Source organism: Escherichia sp. KTE31 (assembly GCF_000407925.1).
GTDB classification, from domain to species: Bacteria; Pseudomonadota; Gammaproteobacteria; order Enterobacterales; family Enterobacteriaceae; genus Escherichia; species Escherichia ruysiae.
The window spans coordinates 383,890-402,781 of the sequence record NZ_KE136726.1 but is presented as its reverse complement, the minus strand read 5'-3'; the positions used below and the strand labels follow the sequence as shown (position 1 = coordinate 402,781).

The following is an 18,892-nucleotide window of genomic DNA, read 5'->3' as shown; positions in this document are numbered from 1 at the left end:
GTTATCACATGAATTCGTTATCCCGCACACAAAAACCACGGGCAGGTTTTACCCTGCTGGAAGTGATGGTGGTGATTGTTATTCTTGGCGTTCTGGCAAGCCTGGTCGTGCCTAACCTGCTGGGCAACAAAGAGAAAGCGGATCGGCAAAAAGCCATCAGCGATATCGTGGCGCTGGAAAACGCGCTGGATATGTACCGACTGGACAACGGGTGTTATCCGACCACCGAGCAGGGGCTTGAGGCGCTGATCCAGCAACCGGCCAATATGGCGGATTCCCGCAACTACCGTCCAGGTGGATACATTAAACGACTGCCAAAAGATCCGTGGGGCAATGATTATCAGTATCTCAGCCCCGGTGAAAAAGGGATGTTTGATGTTTACACCTTAGGGGCGGATGGTCAGGAAAACGGAGAAGGCGCTGGCGCAGATATCGGTAACTGGAATTTGCAGGAGTTTCAGTAATCAGTGCCTGAACGCGGATTCACTCTTCTGGAAATCATGCTGGTGATTTTCCTTATCGGCCTTGCCAGTGTGGGCGTGGTACAGACTTTTGCGACCGATTCTGAATCGCCCGCGAAAAAAGCGGCGCAGGATTTTCTGACTCGCTTTGCGCAGTTTAAGGACAGGGCAGTGATCGAAGGGAAAACACTCGGTGTGTTAATCGACCCGCCTGGCTACCAGTTTATGCAGCGTCGTCAGGGGCAGTGGTTGCCCGTTTCTGCGACCCGGTTATCGGCACAGGTTACGGTGCCGAAACAGGTGCAGATGCTGTTACAACCCGGAAGTGATATCTGGCAGAAGGAATATACTCTGGAGCTGCAACGTCGTCGCCTGACGCTGCATGATATTGAACTGGAGCTGCAAAAAGAGGCGAAAAAGAAGACGCCGCAGATCCGTTTTTCGCCTTTTGAACCCGCCACGCCGTTTACGCTGCGATTCTATTCGGCGGCGCAAAACGCATGTTGGGCGGTAAAGCTGGCGCACGATGGCGCGTTATCCCTCAATCAATGTGATGAGAGGATGCCATGAAGCGCGGATTTACGTTGCTGGAAGTGATGCTCGCGCTGGCGATTTTTGCGCTGGCTGCCACGGCGGTACTACAAATTGCCAGCGGTGCGTTGAGTAATCAGCAGGTTCTTGAGGAGAAAACGGTAGCGGGCTGGGTAGCTGAAAACCAGACCGCACTGCTCTACCTGATGACCCGCGAACAACGGGCGGTCAGGCATCAGGGCGAGAGCGATATGGCAGGAAGCCGCTGGTACTGGCGAACCTCACCGCTGAATACAGGTAACGCGCTGCTTCAGGCGGTGGATATTGAAGTCAGCCGTCACGAAGACTTTTCGTCGGTGGTTCAGTCACGACGCGCCTGGTTTAGCGCCGTGGGAGGCCAGCAATGAAAAAGACTCGCGCTGGTTTCACGTTACTGGAAATGCTGGTGGCAATCGCCATTTTTGCCTCACTGGCACTGATGGCGCAGCAGGTGACAAACGGCGTCACGCGCGTGAATAGCGCCGTCGGCGAACACGATCAAAAACTAAACCTCATGCAGCAAACGATGAGTTTTCTGACCCACGATCTGACACAAATGATGCCACGCCCGGTAAGAGGCGATCAGGGGCAGCGGGAACCGGCGTTACTGGTTGGCGCTGGCGTGCTGGCGTCTGAGAGTGAAGGGATACGCTTTGTGCGTGGCGGTGTGGTTAATCCGTTGATGCGCCTGCCGCGCAGTAATCTGCTTACCGTCGGTTACCGCATTCATGACGGTTATCTTGAACGATTGTCCTGGCCGCTGACCGATGCAGCAGGCAGCGTGAAGCCAACAACGCAAAAATTAATCCCGGCGGATTCGCTCCGTTTGCAGTTCTACGACGGCACGCGCTGGCAGGAGAGCTGGTCGTCAGGGCAGGCGATCCCTGTGGCGGTGCGCATGACTCTGCATTCGCCGCAATGGGGCGAGATTGAACGCATCTGGTTGTTACGCGGGCCGCAATTATCATGACCACCTCACCACCAAAACGCGGAATGGCACTGGTCGTGGTGCTGATATTGCTGGCGGTCATAATGCTGGTAACCATCACGCTTTCCGGGTGGATGCAACAACAACTTGGGCGAACGCGCAGCCAGCAGGAGTACCAGCAGGCGCTGTGGTACAGCGCCAGTGCAGAAAGCCTGGCGCTGAGCGCGCTCAGTCTGAGCCTGAAAAATGAACAACGCGTGCATCTGGCGCAGCCGTGGGCATCCGGCCCTCGTTTTTTTCCTCTGCCGCAGGGGCAAATTGCCGTCACCCTGCGTGACGCACAGGCCTGCTTTAACCTGAATGCTCTCGCTCAGCCGACGACGGCATCGCGTCCGCTTGCGGTACAACAGTTGATTGCCCTGATCTCGCGCCTGGATGTGCCTGCTTATCGAGCCGAACTGATAGCCGAAAGCCTGTGGGAGTTTATTGACGAGGATCGCAGCGTGCAGACGCGTCTGGGGCGTGAAGACAGCGAGTATCTCGCCCGCTCGGTGCCGTTCTATGCCGCTAATCAACCGTTAGCTGATATCAGCGAGATGCGAGTGGTGCAGGGAATGGACGCCGGACTCTATCAAAAACTGAAACCGCTGGTTTGTGCGCTGCCGATGACCCGCCAGCAAATCAACATCAACACATTAGACGTCACGCAAAGCGTGATTCTCGAGGCGCTGTTTGACCCGTGGTTAAGCCCTGTTCAGGCGCGGGCGTTACTACAACAACGTCCGGCAAAGGGTTGGGAAGATGTCGATCAGTTTCTTGCACAGCCGCTACTTGCTGACGTCGATGAGCGTACTAAAAAACAGCTAAAAACCGTCCTGAGCGTGGACAGCAATTACTTCTGGCTGCGTTCGGATATCACCGTGAATGAGATTGAACTGACGATGAACTCGTTAATTGTCCGCATGGGGCCACAACACTTTTCGGTTCTCTGGCATCAGACAGGAGAAAGTGAGTGAGTTCCATGCTTGAGATTTTTTTCCCGCTTTGCGTCACCGACCCCATCCGCTGGCAGCGCCGTACACCCGACGTGGAGCACGGCATCTGGCCTGACGCTGCCGATGAGCATCTCCAGCAATGGCTGCAAACTGATGCGATTCGACTCTACATTCCCGGCGAATGGATCAGCGTCTGGCAGGTTGAACTGCCTGATGTCGCCCGCAAGCAGATACCGACAATTCTGCCCGCCTTACTGGAAGAAGAGCTGAACCAGGATATCGATGAACTGCATTTCGCCCCGTTGAAAATCGACCAGCAACTGGCAACCGTGGCAGTGATTCACCAACAGCATATGCGCAACATTGCGCAGTGGTTGCAGGAAAACGGTATCACCCGCGCTACCGTCGCGCCGGACTGGATGTCCATTCCTTGTGGTTATATGGCTGGCGATGCGCAACGGGTTATCTGCCGTATCGATGAATGTCGGGGATGGAGCGCCGGGCGGGCGCTGGCTCCGGTTATGTTCCGCGCCCAGCTCAATGAGCAGGATTTACCGCTTTCGCTAACCGTGGTCGGCATTGCACCGGAAGAGCTATCAGCATGGGCTGGCGCGGACGCCGAACGCCTGACGATCACGGCTCTGCCAGCCATTACCACATCCGGAGAACCCGAAGGGAACTTGCTGAGCGGCCAGTGGCAACCTCGCGTCAGCTACCGAAAACAGTGGGCGCGCTGGCGGGTGATGGTTCTGCCGGTATTGCTGATTCTGGTTGCGCTGGCAGTGGAACGTGGTGTGACGTTATGGAGCGTCAGTGAACAGGTGGCGCAAAGCCGCGCCCAGGCGGAAAAACAGTTCTTAACGTTGTTCCCGGAGCAGAAGCGGATTGTGAATTTACGCTCTCAGGTGACGATGGCGCTGAAAAAATATCGCCCGCAGGCCGACGATACCAGGCTGCTCGCAGAGTTGTCAGCGATCGCCAGCACCCTGAAAACGGCGTCACTTTCCGACATCGAGATGCGTGGTTTCACCTTTGATCAAAAACGCCAGACTCTTCACCTCCAGTTGCGGGCCGCGAACTTTGCCAGTTTCGACAAACTGCGTAGCGCACTGGCGGCTGATTATGTTGTGCAACAGGACGCGTTACAGAAAGAGGGTGATGCGGTTTCCGGCGGCGTAACGTTGCGGAGGAAATAACATGTTACGCGATAAATTTATTCACTATTTTCAGCAATGGCGTGAGCGCCAGTTAAGCCGTGGCGAACACTGGCTGGCACAACACCTGGCGGGGCGTTCGCCGCGTGAAAAAGGCATGTTACTGGCAGCGGCGGTGTTTCTGTTTAGCGCCGGATATTACGTCCTCATCTGGCAGCCTTTGAGCGAACGGATTGAGCAACAGGAGACGATGTTGCAGCAGCTGGTGGTGATGAACGCGCGACTGAAGAGCGCCGCGCCGGATATTATCGCAGCGCGAAAATCCGCCACAACAACGCCTGCGCAGGTATCGCGGGTCATCAGTGACAGTGCTTCGGCGCATTCAGTGGTCATTAAGCGGATAGCCGAGCGCGGGGAGAATATCCAGGTCTGGATAGATCCTGTGGTGTTTAATGACCTGCTGAACTGGTTAAACGCGCTGGATGAAAAGTATGCGCTGCGGGTGACACAAATTGATGTCAGCGCAGGTGAGAAGCCAGGGATGGTGAATGTGCAGCGACTGGAGTTGATAAGAGGATAAGTGTTCCAGTAAATTCCCTGTGAAATTCAACCCGAAAGGTGAGTGTATAATCTTCTTATCCACTCACCGAATTGAATATTTGTGCAATAAGAAATATCCCATTCCTCTCATCACTGAATGTTCTGCAAAACAACAGATACGAGTTCTCTCCTGAAGCAGCCCTGCATCCTATAAATATGCTTAAGTGTGGCAATACATCATGAATATTAATAGATGTAATGAATCATTGAGTGGCAATTGATAGGTCAAAACATATAGGATAATTCTTGTGTGATCTGTATTTTGTGTAGCCTGGAAATTACTAAAATTCCTGGATACAATCAGAAAGGAAATTTTAAGTAAGTAAAATAATTTCCACAGAAACTATCCGTCGATTTGAAACAATGTCTGCTCAGGTATATCTACTGAGGGATAGTGCTGGCTGTAATGCTGGTTAAAATAAACGCGATAAATAATCAAGACATATATTTTAATCGACAACAATAATTGCTGCCGGAATTATTCCTGCGACTTAAATAACATTGTTTAAATGTGACGAATATCACAAATATGACCGCAAAGAGGGGGCTGAAGATATAAATAAGAAGTACATGAGTGAATTTTAAATAGGGAAATAGTTTTCCGGTAAACAATTGATTGGTAATGAATTCGTGCGTTCTGGTGTGAAACAGATTGCAGGTGTTGCTACGCATAAAATTTATAGGTGGTGTTATAATCCAGTAGTTAACAGTAAAAGCAAAAATAATTTCTTGCGAAATTAAAAGCTCATTTTTGAATAAGTGTGTTCCGGAGTAATCCAGAACGCATGGTGCTTTACGTCTTTTTTACCCATACAGGCTAAGCAAAAAGAGTTACGCATAATTTCCTGAGAAATTAACTCTACATTCTAAAACGGCCAGTTTTCTGAAATGACCAGAAGACCGAATACATTCATGCCTGAAGAATGGATTAGAAGAAATAAGACGGAAATAGAACAATTTATCCCTGCAGAAATAATTTCTGCTGAAATTGTTTGCGGCTATTAAAAAAGCCAAACCGTCTGAACGTATTTTATCCAATTACAAACAAGTATTACCTCCAGTGTATTGGTAGCTGTTAAGCCAAGGGCGGTAGCGTACCTGAAGAGATTAGGATCACATCATCAAATGGCAAGAAGTGGATTTGAAGTCCAGAAAGTCACCGTAGAGGCATTATTTCTACGAGAAATACGAACACGTTTTGGTAAGTTTCGTCTGGGGTATTTGTGGGCGATTCTCGAACCCTCTGCGCATTTGCTGATACTGTTGGGCATTTTTGGTTACATTATGCACCGCACGATGCCAGACATCTCGTTCCCGGTGTTTTTACTTAATGGCCTGATTCCCTTTTTTATCTTTAGCAGTATCAGCAATCGTTCTGTAGGTGCTATTGAAGCGAACCAGGGGTTGTTTAATTATCGTCCAGTAAAACCCATCGATACGATCATTGCGCGCGCTCTGCTTGAGACGCTGATTTACGTTGCTGTTTATATTCTGCTTATGCTCATTGTCTGGATGGCAGGTGAATATTTCGAGATAACAAATTTTTTACAACTTGTGGTCACCTGGAGTCTGCTGATCATACTTTCATGCAGCATTGGCTTAATATTTATGGTCGTTGGTAAAACCTTCCCCGAAATGCAAAAGGTTCTACCGATACTTCTTAAGCCTCTTTATTTCATCTCCTGCATCATGTTCCCTCTGCACTCAATTCCTAAGCAATATTGGTCTTATCTTCTCTGGAACCCATTAGTACATGTGGTGGAGCTAAGCCGCGAGGCCGTCATGCCTGGCTATATAAGCGAAGGTGTGAGTCTGAACTACCTGGCAATGTTTACATTGATAACCCTGTTCATTGGTCTGGCGTTATACCGAACTCGTGAGGAGGCAATGCTGACATCATGATTAAGATTGAGAATTTGACGAAGTCATATCGTACGCCAACGGGGCGACACTATGTGTTTAAGGATTTAAACATCGAAATCCCTTCAGGAAAAAGCGTTGCCTTTATTGGTCGTAATGGTGCAGGTAAATCAACGTTACTGAGAATGATTGGTGGCATTGACCGCCCCGATAGCGGAAAGATCATCACCAATAAAACGATATCATGGCCAGTCGGCCTCGCCGGTGGATTTCAGGGAAGTTTAACCGGACGCGAAAACGTAAAATTTGTTGCGCGGTTATACGCGAAGCAAGAAGAACTGAAAGAGAAAATTGAGTTTGTCGAAGAATTTGCTGAACTCGGCAAGTACTTTGATATGCCGATCAAAACTTACTCATCTGGTATGCGATCTCGCCTGGGCTTTGGTTTAAGCATGGCATTTAAGTTTGATTATTATATCGTCGATGAAGTAACCGCAGTCGGTGATGCCAGGTTTAAAGAAAAGTGCGCTCACTTATTTAAAGAAAGGCATAAAGAGTCTAGCTTTTTGATGGTTTCACATAGCTTGAATTCATTGAAAGAGTTTTGTGATGTGGCGATTGTGTTTAAAGACGATAATGCGGTTGGTTTTTATGAGGATGTTCAGGAGGGGATAGAGGAATACAAAAATTTAAAATATTACATATTGAGTAATTATGAATGCTATGGCTAAAAACATATATATATAAATAAAAACAAACCTCGTTGGCAATATATTAACATGCCATACAAAAATAAATATGAAACGCTATTGTTTATGAAGTGTTGAATATATCTAAATATATCCAGTTTTATGTTGTTTAAATACTTATACGTATATCATCTATAGTTAATAAAAAGGTAATTTGATGAACAGAATAGTTGTTGTTGGCCATCCAAATTCAAAGTTTGAGGAAGTTGAGGACATTCTTAGGCAAAGAGGAATGGCTTATCCAAAATCATCAAGGCGGGAAAATCTAACGCCAAGTGATATTACTACAACTATTTGTAATGCTTATCAAGTTCATCCATTAGAAGATATTGAAAACGAGAGTGAACTTCATCCATTACAGGTTTCTCCTGTATGGAATAGCCTTGTTTTGGATTTAATGCTTAACAATATAGATCAATTTTTTTGGGGGTGGTCAGATCCAAATTTAATATATTTACTAAATTATTGGTTGGATCTTGATGATAAATTAATGTTTGTATTGGTCTATGATAAGCCTCAGTCAGTATTAATAGACAGAAAAAATGAAACATATGTAGACGAAAGATACATTGAGCGAAAGATAAATAATTGGGTTGCATATAATAGTGCATTATTAAGATTCTTTTTGCGAAATAAAAAAAGATGCATATTGGTTAGTTCTGAACAAATAAAAAGGAATGCTGAGGATTGTATACAACAAATTCAAGATCTTCTTGAGTTGCCATCTTTATCTTCAACATTAATAGAAAAGAATACAGATATTATAAATTCCTCTCAAACTAATGAATTATCATGTCAGCTTCCAGTAATACATCAAGATATAATTAATATTTCTGGTATTGACTCAAGAGTTGTCAGGACTGCATTTTCAAATGAAATTACAGAGAATTACTTGCTAAAACATTTACTAGAATACTACCCTGCAAGTCAACAGCTTTATGCTGAATTACAATCTGTAGCTAATCTCCCGTCTCAATCATTTATACAAGAGATTCATCCAACTAAGGCTTTTGAAAATTTTATGCAACAACAGGATGTAAGTTATAAACTAATAACCGCACTCCATAAAGCATACAAAAAAATTAATAACGATACTCAACTCATACTATCTGAAAAAAATAAAGAACAATCGTTAGTATTGTCACAATTATACGAAGCCCAAGAAGATTTAGAGAGCTTTTATTTACACAAGAAAAATTTAGAAAAAGAGCTTAAAGTTAAGGAATGCCATCTTGAGGATAAGGAAAGATTAGTTAAAGAAAAAGAAAAAGAACGTAATTGTTTAGAAATTAAACTATGTGAGCTTGAAAAAGAATTCAAAGCCACATTAAAAACATTGCAGGAACGTGAATCTCAAATAAAATTATCACAACGATCAATTCATGAGCTTCAAAGCAAGTTATCATCACTGAATGCGACTGAACAAAAAGCTAAAGAGCTGCGTTCTGGCATTTCACGATTAGAAGAAGAGAATAAATCATTAATATCCCAACTACATCGCGCCCAAGATGAGCTGGAGAAATATTATTACGATAACCAAAAGCTCAAGCAACAATTACCAGTACCACTGTATGGAGCAGCTCAGCGAATAAAAAATGAACTAGGGTATAAGCTAGGTGCAGTTATGATAAAACATTCGCACTCACTATTTGGTTGGCTAGGAATGCCTTGGGCTCTTTGCTCTGAAGCTAAAAAATACCGAAATCAAAAGAAAGATATTGTGCATAATAATGAACCGCCTATTTATGCATATAATGACGCCTTTGAAGCAGAACGAGTAAAAAAACATCTTTCTTATAGATTAGGACAGACATTACTTAAAAATATTAAGTCTCCATTAGGTTGGATTAAACTCCCATTTGCACTAGCACAAAATGTGCGACAGTTTCGATTAGAACGAGGTGAGTAATATACGATGAAATCAATATCTATGATTTCCCAACCGGAGGAAACATGGCTGGATTGTTTAAGTTCGATATATCCACCGACAGGCGTCATGGTCGTTGGTGCTGGAAATGGAAGCAGTATTTGGGTCCAATGGCTTTACAAAAAATGTGTGAACCATGTCATTTTGGTTGAAGGGAATCAGAAGCAGTTTCAGTTGTTAAAACATAATATTCCTTTAAATAAAGAATGGGTTTTCTTGAATAAGATTGTAATATTCGGGAGTGAGCCACATATTTTTCATTATGTAGATAACTCACGAGAAAGCGGGTTGTTATCTCCAGAGCAATTACATTCACTATGGCCAAATATAAAGTGTATAGATGAAGAGGCAATACATAATGGTATCACACTTAATAGCCTACAAAAAAGTGAAAACTTATCCTTGAATTGGCTATTTATTGATTGCCTACCCGCACCAGAAATTCTTGAGCATGCGGGGGATATGTTACATCGAATAGAGGTTATAGTAAGTAGGGTAGTCATACAAGATGACCCATTTTCTGCTAGCCTAAAAAATTTAGACAAAGTCTTGAATGAAGTAGGCATGCGGCGGGTCCATTTATTTCAAGAACGTCATCCTTCTATAGGCTATGCTATTTATACTAGAAATTTAGCATTAAAAATAATTGAAGCAGAAAGTCTAAAGGAAGAAATTAAACAACAGCAGCGGAAAATAAATATATTACAGTCTAGTTTAGAACAGCAATCCGCTGAGTATAAGTTAAAAATTCATAATATTGAAAAAAATCACAAGTTAGAACTTGATAAAATCCTAGACAAAAAAAATCATATTGAGAATGAATTATTAGAACTAAAAAACAAATCGGAGCTGTCTGTTATTAATTTGAATGAGTTCCATGCTGTTAATGAAAACATTTTATCTAAATACGAAATGCATACAGATAATGTATGCGCGATGATGCAAAAGATAGAGAAGCAGCAAAAAGAAATATACATCCAAATTAATAAAAATTTACCTGTTTTAATAAAAAAAGAATTAGATGCAAAACTTAATAAATCTGTTCGTCATGTAGAATCCTTCATATCCATTCAACAATACTTGACTCATGGTGACTGTATAACAGGATTTCATGGTTGGCCAATAAGCCCGGACATGGGAGTATTTCTCTTAGAAAAAATACGTGAGCGAAATTATGATGCAATCATTGAGTTTGGAAGTGGAGTTTCAACTTTATTGATAGCTAAAGGTCTTATGGCATTTAATCTTTTCAAAGATAATGAAGATAAATGTTTCATTAGTTTCGATCATGATGAGTATTATTTTGCTAATACGCAAAATATGCTTGCTTATCATGGTGTCGAATCAATGGTTGATCTACATTTAGCCCCGCTAAAAGAATGGTCCGATAGTACAGGGTGCTATAAATATTACTCTTGTGAAGATGTATTAATTGAGTTAGCAAAGCGTTTACAGGATGGCCCTAAGAGATTATTAATCCTTGTAGATGGACCGCCTGGTAATACATGTGCTAATGCGCGTTATCCTGCACTTCCATTTATGTCTCACTTTATATCTAATCATGAAATTGATTGGGTCTTGGATGATGCTTATCGTGATGAAGAAAAGTTAACAGCTGAGTTATGGAAAAAATATTGGTCAGCGGAAAATATACAGTTCACTCATGATTTTATAAAAAATGAAAAAGGAATGTTTTTTGCAACCACCTATGGCAAAGATTTCATTTCGTAATAGTATTGAGTGTTATTCAAAATTATAAAGGAGAATATAAGAAGTGAGTTTAAAATTAGGAAATGCTTACTTTAGAGATGGGCAATACAAACTTGCCATTCAAGAGTATAAAAAAATAACAAAAGATAGCCCTTTGTACCCATACGCTCTTTTAAATATTGAAAGAATTGAAAGTTTAGGATTCAATTGTAAAGAACAAGAATCTGAAATTAATGGTACACCCCTGTTATCAATAATAATGCCAGTATTTAATGTTGGGCCTTATCTTGATGCTAGTATACTATCAGTTCTATCACAAACCTTAGTTGATTTTGAGTTAATTATTATCAATGATGCTTCAACAGATGATGGAAAACGTATCATTGAAATGTATGAAAATATTGATTCAAGAATAAAGTTTATTGATCTACGTTTCAACACGCTTGGTGGTGCTGGTATACCTAGTAACATTGGTATCAATGTAGCTAAAGGTAAATATATCGGTTTTGTTGATAGTGATGACTGGGTGTCGAAAGATGCTTTCGAAAAATTAGTTACTACTGCAGAAAAATTTAATGCTGAATTGGTCATTGGAGATTTTAATACTTTTGATCAGGAAACCAGGCTTGTTAGCCCTGCTTATGATAAGGAAAGGTGGAAAGGCATACCTGTCGAAACTATAATATCCGGAGTAACCACACCACAACTATTTAGGTTATCCCCAGTCCCCTGGAGAAAATTATATCTTACGAAATTTATTAAGAGTAATGGAATAGAGTACCCTGAAGGAGATTATTTTTATGAGGATAATCCTTTGCATTGGTTTGTATTATCTAGTGCAGAACGAGTTGTAATGGTTGATCATATCATTAGTTACCATCGTATGGCCCGCGAAGGGCAAACAATGAGTTCAGCTCTATATAAGTTAGCAGCCCTTGCGTCACATCTTAATACAATTTCCAATTTTCTCGTAAAAAAACCAGTAAAGCATCAAGTTTTGTTCGATGAATTTTATGATTTTTGTTATAGAACTGATTGGATTACTACTCGTCAATCAGATTTAGTAACAAAAAATATAATAAGATCTCGCTTGTCTGATATCTATCAAAAAACACATAAAATACTGCCACCGAAAAATATTAGGGATAATTTTAATAAGAGGTTTGTTGAATATGCTAATTCTTACCCTGATTTAGACTTGACAATTGTCATACCTGTATATAATTGCGAAGACTTAATTGCTGAAAGCATTGAATCAGTTCTTAAAATATCAGATATAAAATTCAATATTATAATTATTGATGATGGTTCAAATGATAGCACACAAACAATTTGCCAGGATTATGCGAAAAAATATACTAACGTAGTTTACTATCAGCAAGGTAATAAGGGCGCAGGACGAGCAAGAAACTCAGTAATTCCGCTATGTACAGGGAAATATACTTATTTTCTTGATGCGGATGATATTATTAATGCTAAATCATTAGAGCATGCGGTCAAGAAAGCAATTTTAGAAGATGCCGACTTATTGCTTATGAAATATAAAATTGAATATTATGATGAAAAAAAAACAAGAGGTATGTTTAATGCAGATGACAGATTATGGAAGTCATTTGAAAAAGAAAATCATAAAATAAGAAATTATGCATCTTCTCTGATTAACTATCCATGGAATCGTATTATAAAAACAGATTTACTGCATGATGAAAATATTTTCTTTGGTCCTACTGTTGTGCATAATGATATCCCATATCATTGGCATAGCATAGTTGCTGCACAGAAAATATCTTACATCAACGATGAGGTTTGTATACATCGTAAGTTTGCAACAAGAAGCCAAATCACAAATATATCTGACAGTCGAAGACTTATGGTATTTGAAGCACTTCGTTATACCCAAGAACGGATTATGCACTATCAGGCTTTCTCAGAAATAAAACAGCAATGGATCAATTTCAGTGTGGAGCTTATTGATTGGGCAAAAGAGCGAATTCCTTCAGATATGCATGAAAGATTTAATGAATATAAAGAAGAGTTTATAAACTCTTTACCAAATTAAATAGACTAAATGAATATATTTTAATAATCATCAGTTGGAGATAAAATGTACGATTATCTTATTGTTGGGGCTGGATTATTTGGATGTACATTTGCTCGCCTGGCTACGGACGCTGGGAAAAAATGTCTTATTATTGAAAAACGCAAGCATATAGCAGGGAATTGCTATACGGAAAAAAAACATGGTATTCACCAACATATATATGGCCCCCATATATTTCATTGCAATGATGATGATATATGGGATTTTGTGAATCGCTTTGCAAGCTTTAATAGCTTTATAAATCGACCTATTGCTATAAATAATGGTAAAGCTTATTCTCTACCATTTAGTATGTACACATTCAATGCTATGTGGGGAGTTTTGACGCCAGAGGAGGCGATTGCAAAGATTGAATCACAAAAGCTTAAGTTAGAACGTGAACCATTAAATCTGGAAGAGCAGGCTCTTTCGCTAGTTGGCACTGATATATACAATACATTAATTCGCGATTACACAAAAAAACAGTGGCAAAAAGATCCTAAAGAATTACCCGCATCGATTATTACTCGCCTACCCGTGAGAATGACTTGGGATAATAACTATTTCTTTGATAAGTTCCAGGGCATACCCATTGGGGGATATACCTTAATGTTCGAAAATATGTTGCATGGGATAGAAGTAAAAACTGAAACTGATTACTTTGAGAATAAACAATATTTTGATAGTTTAGCGGAAAAAATAGTTTTTACTGGAAAAATTGATGAATTTTATGACTATCGATTTGGGGAATTAGAGTATAGGGCATTGAGATTTGAAAATGAACTATTGCCAATGAGAAATTATCAAGGCAATGCGGTTATTAACTACACATCAGCAGATATCCCATGGACAAGAATTATTGAGCATAAGTATTTTGATGAAACTGGTGCGAATGAAGATATAACGATTATAACAAAAGAAATACCAGATTCTTGGTCTAGAGAAAAAACACCATATTATCCCGTAAATGACGAAAATAATAACAAAATTTTTGGAAAATATAACGCTCTAGCAAAAAAAGAAGAAAAGGTTATTTTTGGTGGAAGACTCGCTGAGTTTCGATACTACGATATGCATCAGGTAATTCGGTCTGCATTCAACAAGTTTTGGGGGACTCGATGAAATAGCATATATTCCATTAGATAGAATCAAATGATAATAAAGTATATATATAATTAAAAAACAGAAAATATCTTTACAATCATCTACATTATTTTCTTGAACAATAAATTTATATGTGCTGATTTGTGCTCAAATCAATGCTATCAGTAGATTTGTGAAACTATGGAGATTAAAGTTTAATTTATTATTTATTGGCGGATATTGATGGTTTCCATTATTATGATTGTTTGCCATTAATTATTATAGCTTCCATTATTATATTTACGATAAGGTGATCTGATGTCTAAAATTGATGAAAAATACCCATCTAAATCTATTGTTAAACCTAAAATTGGCTTAACTGGTTCTTTTGGTCGCGGTAATTATGGTGATGAGTTATATTTGAAAAATTATCAGTATTGGTTTGGTGGCTTTGCTGATTTGTTTTTGTTATCAGGATTACAAAGAAAAAAATACTTACAAGACTTCAATAATTCATTTGTTGATTTAATGGATGCAATAGTATTGGGAGGTGGTGATTTATTAGTTCCTCATAAGTATCCTATTGATTCGGATTTTATTGATTCGATTTATTTACGAAAACCTCTACATGTTGCGTGCATTGGAGTTCAGATAACACGACATGATATTGATCCTAGAGTCTTAGCACGGTGGCAAAAATTTTTAAATAATGACAATGTTAAAACAATCTCAACTCGTGATTATGGCTCTAAAAAATGGATAGAAGAAAATATCAATCCTAAAATACCTGTTAATTCATTCCCTGATATGATTTGTGCATTACCTCTTCCTCCTGTGAGCAAACCTGAAGGTACTCCTATATTAGGGATCGTCACTCGTCATGTTGCGGACCCTAAAAATTACAAGTTATTACAAGAAATTGGTTGTGAATTTATACGCAGAGGTTGGAAAGTCCATCATATCATAGGAGGTGTAGGTAACCATGGGAAGAAGGATTTAGAAAATGCCAACCATCTTGATATTCCTGGAAAAGAAACAGTATATAGCCAAGATTTAGATGATATTAGTAGAGCTTTAGGCAGTTGCTCATTAGTTCTAAGTTATAAATTACACACAACATTAGTATCAGTAATGTATGGTGTACCAACGGTTTGTATAAATCCTGTTGTTAAAGCAAAAGCATTTATGACATCTGTTGGTCTTGAAGATCATATTTTTTCTGCTCTTGATCCTCAATTAAAAGAATTTGTATTAAATTCTATTCCAAAATCTCCAGACCCATTAAAGGTCGAAAAATTAAGGATAGATGCTTCTAACTTTATGAAAAAATTAGGATGTAAAATATATGAAGATTTTTACAAAACTCAGTTAAGTAAGCTATCTTTGCAAGATAAACCTATTTTCCCCAAGTGATATAGAAATCAAATCTGCAATTTTTGATGGTTTTTAGAGTGATAGATATCTATTGATGAAAATTTTAATAGATATCTATATTTTACTTATAATTATTTTTACTACTATGTTTCTTCTAGGAATATGCTTATTAAGCACTACTATTATAGAAGATTGTATTAACGATGACTCACTACAATCTTATCTATAAAGTATGGGGGGGATAAATGATCATCATCATCATGAGTTGCTGAAAATTAAGTAACAGGTCGTGGTGAGAATTTTGAATTATCGGGCAATAATATTTACTAACCTTCTGATGAGCTGAAAGATGCTATGATAGTTATGACTGTTAAGTTGCCAGTATCTTTTCTACCTTGGCTATATGCATTACAGGATTGATAATGGAATATTTGCGAACGTTTTGTTTGCGCATAAACATACCACTAAATGAATATTATATGTTTTTATTTAATTGATTGTTGATATTATATTGTAATTTATAAAATAATAAAAATAATATTTTGACATCTATGATATCACATTATCATATTAACTCATGAAAAGTATAATGCGGAGGTAAATATCTCTATATATAACTTATATGTTTGATTTTATATATGTAAAAATGTTATTTAATATATTGTGATTTTTGAAATGCCAAATATGAAAATTACCATTTCCGGAGCCGGCTATGTCGGTTTATCCAATGCTATCCTACTGGCACAGAACCATGATGTTACGTTAATAGATATTAACAAACAAAAAGTAAACTTCATTAATGCTAAAATGTCACCAATTATTGATGAGGACATACAATATTATTTGGTTAATAAAAAGCTAAATTTATATGCAACGCAGGATAAGTATTCTGCATATAAAAATGCAGAGTATGTAATAGTAGCCACTCCTACTGATTATGATCCAGTTTCGAATTATTTTAATACAAGCTCAGTAGAGGAAGTTATCCGTGATGTTATAGAGGTAAATTCTCAAGCAACTATTATAATCAAATCTACAGTCCCCGTGGGCTTTACTGAACGACTAAAACGCGATCTAAATACGAATAACATTATCTTTTCCCCAGAATTTTTACGTGAAGGTAAAGCTCTTTATGACAACCTATATCCATCTCGTATAGTTGTGGGAGAGCGTAGCGAACGAGCAAGAAAATTCGCTGAGCTTCTCTGTGAAGGTGCTATAAAAAAAGATATTCCAATATTGTTAACGGATAGCACTGAAGCTGAAGCCATTAAACTTTTTGCAAATACTTACCTTGCAATGCGGATTGCTTATTTCAATGAATTGGATACTTATGCCTCCGTTCATGGTTTAGATACAAAGCAAATTATAGAGGGTGTTGGTTTAGATCCTAGAATTGGTCAACACTATAATAATCCTTCTTTTGGTTATGGAGGTTATTGCTTACCTAAGGATACCAAGCAATTACTCGCAAATTATCGTGATGTTCCGCAGAACTTAATCCAGGCTATTGTCGATGCCAATACTACCCGAAAAGACTTTGTTGCGGAGGATATATTAAGTCGTAAACCAAAAGTTGTAGGAATCTATCGCCTCATAATGAAAGCAGGTAGTGATAACTTTAGAGCAAGTAGTATTCAAGGTGTAATGAAACGACTCAAAGCCAAAGGAATTGAGATAGTTGTATATGAACCTGTACTAAAAGAACCTTATTTCTTTGGTTCTTATGTTGAGCGTGATATTAATTCTTTTAAAGAACGTGTTGATGTTATAGTAGCCAATCGCCGCACGTCAGAATTAGAAGATGTAAGTGAAAAAGTTTATACGCGAGATTTATTTGGTGTCGACTCTTAATTATGTTCAATAATTTAAAATTTTTATGGCTATTAAAGAAAAGTCGATATGTACATGCTTTAGCTGCAATACAAGATGACTGCCGATTTTGGCAGTCAAAACGTATATTGGCAATGTACAGGCTTAATATGTATTGGTCATTACATAATCTTACTGATACACCGCCAGATTGGCGGTGTAAATTAGCAATTAAAATAGCTAAAATTGCCTGTGGTGACATAAGCTTAACTCCGGAATTACTCATGGAGTTTAAAGACGAGTTCACAGACACACATCAAAAAGTTGAGTTAGCAAAAAACTTAGCATCATACTCTCCTACGTTTTCATTATCATTATTAGATAATGTCGATAATTGTCCCTTAGACTTGTATACAGCTCTTCAATTAAGAATCGGGTTAACTCAAAAAGCTATATCAACACTAGCTCAGATTGATGCCAGTGATATTGTATACTCCCCTGATATATTACTCTTGCAAAATAATGCTTTCAGAGAAACGGCAGAAATCTCTTTAAATAGACTTAACGAATACTATAAGTACTTTGGTTTATCTCCGGTCGCACTTGCAGATAACTCATCTCCTTTGTCACCTTGTAATATTATTACATCGGTTCCTTATCCTGTCCAAACGGGCCCCTTGGTTTCTATTTTAATGACAACATACAATACCGGCAGGCGGGTAGAAAATGCAGTAATATCATTGCTTAATCAAACATATCGTTCATTTGAGCTAATTATTGTGGATGATGCCAGCACCGATGATACGCTATTTCGTCTTCAGAGATTAGCACTCAAAGATACTCGAATAAAAATTATTAACCTGCCACAAAATGTTGGAACATATGCTGCAAAACGAATAGGTTTAATACAAGCAAAGGGAGAGTTTGTGACATGCCATGACTCAGATGACTGGTCCCATCCTGAAAAATTATTTAGACAGATATCACCTTTATTGTTAAACCATAAACTAATTTGTTCGATCTCTGATTGGGTAAGGTTGCAAGATAATGGGATTTTCTATGCGCGTGCGGTCTATCCACTAAAAAGACTGAATCCTTCTTCTCTGCTGTTTAGAAGAGCGGATGTATTGCAAAAAGCGGGCGTTTGGGACTGTGTTAAAACGGGTGCTGATAGTGAATTCATTGCTCGACTTAAGCTAATTTTTGGTGCTTCCTCTATACATCGTATTAAATTGCCTTTGACACTAGGAAGCCATCGTACCGACTCGTTAATGAATTCACCTACAACAGGGTATACATCTCAGGGAATTTCACCGGATCGCCAAAAATATTGGGATTCATGGTCGCGATGGCACATTCAGGCGTTAAGAAATAAAGAAAGTCTTTACATCGGAAATTCTGATTTTACTAATAAAAATCGACCATTTTCTGCGCCCGACTCAATATTAGTTGATACTAACGCCATCAAAGCTGCATTACAAAGTGCTCATGTTAACTTTACCAGTATATAACTGGTTAATAAATGTGTAATATATGCTATTTATTATAATGATTTTTTGTGTTTTCTAATTATAGTATATTGATCTTTA

General features: G+C 39.4%; 16 protein-coding genes. All 16 read left to right on the top strand.

The window, feature by feature from the left end:
- The first annotated feature begins 8 nt into the window (after positions 1 to 8).
- The 16 genes from gspG (at position 9) to WES_RS03800 (ending at position 18,814) form a co-directional block, all read left to right on the top strand.
- The gene (gspG, locus tag WES_RS03725; RefSeq protein WP_016159811.1) at positions 9 to 464 is read left to right on the top strand and encodes a type II secretion system major pseudopilin GspG; all 456 of its coding nucleotides are present in this window, start codon (positions 9 to 11) and stop codon (positions 462 to 464) included.
- A gap of 3 nt (positions 465 to 467) precedes the next feature.
- Complete coding sequence (gspH, locus tag WES_RS03730) at positions 468 to 1,031, top strand: type II secretion system minor pseudopilin GspH (protein ID WP_016159812.1); 564 nt, start codon at positions 468 to 470, stop codon at positions 1,029 to 1,031.
- A complete protein-coding gene (gene gspI, locus WES_RS03735; protein ID WP_016159813.1) occupies positions 1,028 to 1,399 on the top strand; it encodes a type II secretion system minor pseudopilin GspI in 372 nt (123 codons plus the stop codon). Before gspH ends, gspI begins: the two co-directional genes overlap by 4 nt.
- Entirely contained in the window at positions 1,396 to 2,001 is a 606-nt protein-coding gene (gspJ, locus tag WES_RS03740; protein WP_016159814.1) for a type II secretion system minor pseudopilin GspJ, read from the top strand. Before gspI ends, gspJ begins: the two co-directional genes overlap by 4 nt.
- The gene (gspK, locus tag WES_RS03745; protein WP_016159815.1) at positions 1,998 to 2,975 is read left to right on the top strand and encodes a type II secretion system minor pseudopilin GspK; all 978 of its coding nucleotides are present in this window, start codon (positions 1,998 to 2,000) and stop codon (positions 2,973 to 2,975) included. Before gspJ ends, gspK begins: the two co-directional genes overlap by 4 nt.
- Positions 2,972 to 4,150, top strand: a complete 1,179-nt coding sequence (gspL, locus tag WES_RS03750) for a type II secretion system protein GspL (protein WP_016159816.1) — start codon at positions 2,972 to 2,974, stop codon at positions 4,148 to 4,150. The genes gspK and gspL overlap by 4 nt, the downstream gene beginning before the upstream one ends.
- Position 4,151: 1 nt before the next feature.
- A complete protein-coding gene (gene yghD / locus WES_RS03755) occupies positions 4,152 to 4,688 on the top strand; it encodes a GspM family type II secretion system protein YghD (RefSeq protein WP_016159817.1) in 537 nt (178 codons plus the stop codon).
- Between the two features lie 1,145 nt (positions 4,689 to 5,833).
- Entirely contained in the window at positions 5,834 to 6,610 is a 777-nt protein-coding gene (locus WES_RS03760; protein ID WP_016159818.1) for an ABC transporter permease, read from the top strand.
- Positions 6,607 to 7,299, top strand: a complete 693-nt coding sequence (locus WES_RS03765) for an ABC transporter ATP-binding protein (protein WP_016159819.1) — start codon at positions 6,607 to 6,609, stop codon at positions 7,297 to 7,299. The genes WES_RS03760 and WES_RS03765 overlap by 4 nt, the downstream gene beginning before the upstream one ends.
- A 175-nt stretch (positions 7,300 to 7,474) precedes the next feature.
- Positions 7,475 to 9,226 (top strand): hypothetical protein, encoded by a 1,752-nt coding sequence (locus WES_RS03770; protein ID WP_016159820.1) that lies wholly within the window; start codon positions 7,475 to 7,477, stop codon positions 9,224 to 9,226.
- Between the two features lie 6 nt (positions 9,227 to 9,232).
- The gene (locus WES_RS03775; protein ID WP_016159821.1) at positions 9,233 to 10,975 is read left to right on the top strand and encodes an O-methyltransferase; all 1,743 of its coding nucleotides are present in this window, start codon (positions 9,233 to 9,235) and stop codon (positions 10,973 to 10,975) included.
- Between the two features lie 43 nt (positions 10,976 to 11,018).
- The gene (locus WES_RS03780; protein WP_016159822.1) at positions 11,019 to 13,013 is read left to right on the top strand and encodes a glycosyltransferase; all 1,995 of its coding nucleotides are present in this window, start codon (positions 11,019 to 11,021) and stop codon (positions 13,011 to 13,013) included.
- Positions 13,014 to 13,058: 45 nt separating this feature from the next.
- Positions 13,059 to 14,156 (top strand): UDP-galactopyranose mutase, encoded by a 1,098-nt coding sequence (gene glf, locus WES_RS03785; RefSeq protein ID WP_016159823.1) that lies wholly within the window; start codon positions 13,059 to 13,061, stop codon positions 14,154 to 14,156.
- Between the two features lie 279 nt (positions 14,157 to 14,435).
- On the top strand, positions 14,436 to 15,530 hold the full coding sequence (locus tag WES_RS03790; RefSeq protein ID WP_016159824.1) for a polysaccharide pyruvyl transferase family protein: 1,095 nt from the start codon (positions 14,436 to 14,438) through the stop codon (positions 15,528 to 15,530).
- A gap of 645 nt (positions 15,531 to 16,175) precedes the next feature.
- A complete protein-coding gene (locus tag WES_RS03795) occupies positions 16,176 to 17,345 on the top strand; it encodes a nucleotide sugar dehydrogenase (protein WP_024195156.1) in 1,170 nt (389 codons plus the stop codon).
- Positions 17,346 to 17,473: 128 nt separating this feature from the next.
- Positions 17,474 to 18,814 (top strand): glycosyltransferase family 2 protein, encoded by a 1,341-nt coding sequence (locus WES_RS03800; RefSeq protein WP_016159826.1) that lies wholly within the window; start codon positions 17,474 to 17,476, stop codon positions 18,812 to 18,814.
- Positions 18,815 to 18,892 lie beyond the last annotated feature (78 nt).

What these genes read in the sequence shown, in the direction of transcription:
- gspG (WP_016159811.1), top strand. Translation starts at nt 9, where the DNA reads ATGAATTCGTTATCCCGCACACAAAAACCACGGGCAGGTTTTACCCTG.
- gspI (WP_016159813.1), top strand. Translation starts at nt 1,028, where the DNA reads ATGAAGCGCGGATTTACGTTGCTGGAAGTGATGCTCGCGCTGGCGATT.
- gspJ (WP_016159814.1), top strand. Translation starts at nt 1,396, where the DNA reads ATGAAAAAGACTCGCGCTGGTTTCACGTTACTGGAAATGCTGGTGGCA.
- gspK (WP_016159815.1), top strand. Translation starts at nt 1,998, where the DNA reads ATGACCACCTCACCACCAAAACGCGGAATGGCACTGGTCGTGGTGCTG.
- yghD (WP_016159817.1), top strand. Translation starts at nt 4,152, where the DNA reads ATGTTACGCGATAAATTTATTCACTATTTTCAGCAATGGCGTGAGCGC.
- WES_RS03760 (WP_016159818.1), top strand. Translation starts at nt 5,834, where the DNA reads ATGGCAAGAAGTGGATTTGAAGTCCAGAAAGTCACCGTAGAGGCATTA.
- WES_RS03765 (WP_016159819.1), top strand. Translation starts at nt 6,607, where the DNA reads ATGATTAAGATTGAGAATTTGACGAAGTCATATCGTACGCCAACGGGG.
- WES_RS03770 (WP_016159820.1), top strand. Translation starts at nt 7,475, where the DNA reads ATGAACAGAATAGTTGTTGTTGGCCATCCAAATTCAAAGTTTGAGGAA.
- WES_RS03775 (WP_016159821.1), top strand. Translation starts at nt 9,233, where the DNA reads ATGAAATCAATATCTATGATTTCCCAACCGGAGGAAACATGGCTGGAT.
- glf (WP_016159823.1), top strand. Translation starts at nt 13,059, where the DNA reads ATGTACGATTATCTTATTGTTGGGGCTGGATTATTTGGATGTACATTT.
- WES_RS03790 (WP_016159824.1), top strand. Translation starts at nt 14,436, where the DNA reads ATGTCTAAAATTGATGAAAAATACCCATCTAAATCTATTGTTAAACCT.
- WES_RS03795 (WP_024195156.1), top strand. Translation starts at nt 16,176, where the DNA reads ATGAAAATTACCATTTCCGGAGCCGGCTATGTCGGTTTATCCAATGCT.
- WES_RS03800 (WP_016159826.1), top strand. Translation starts at nt 17,474, where the DNA reads ATGTATTGGTCATTACATAATCTTACTGATACACCGCCAGATTGGCGG.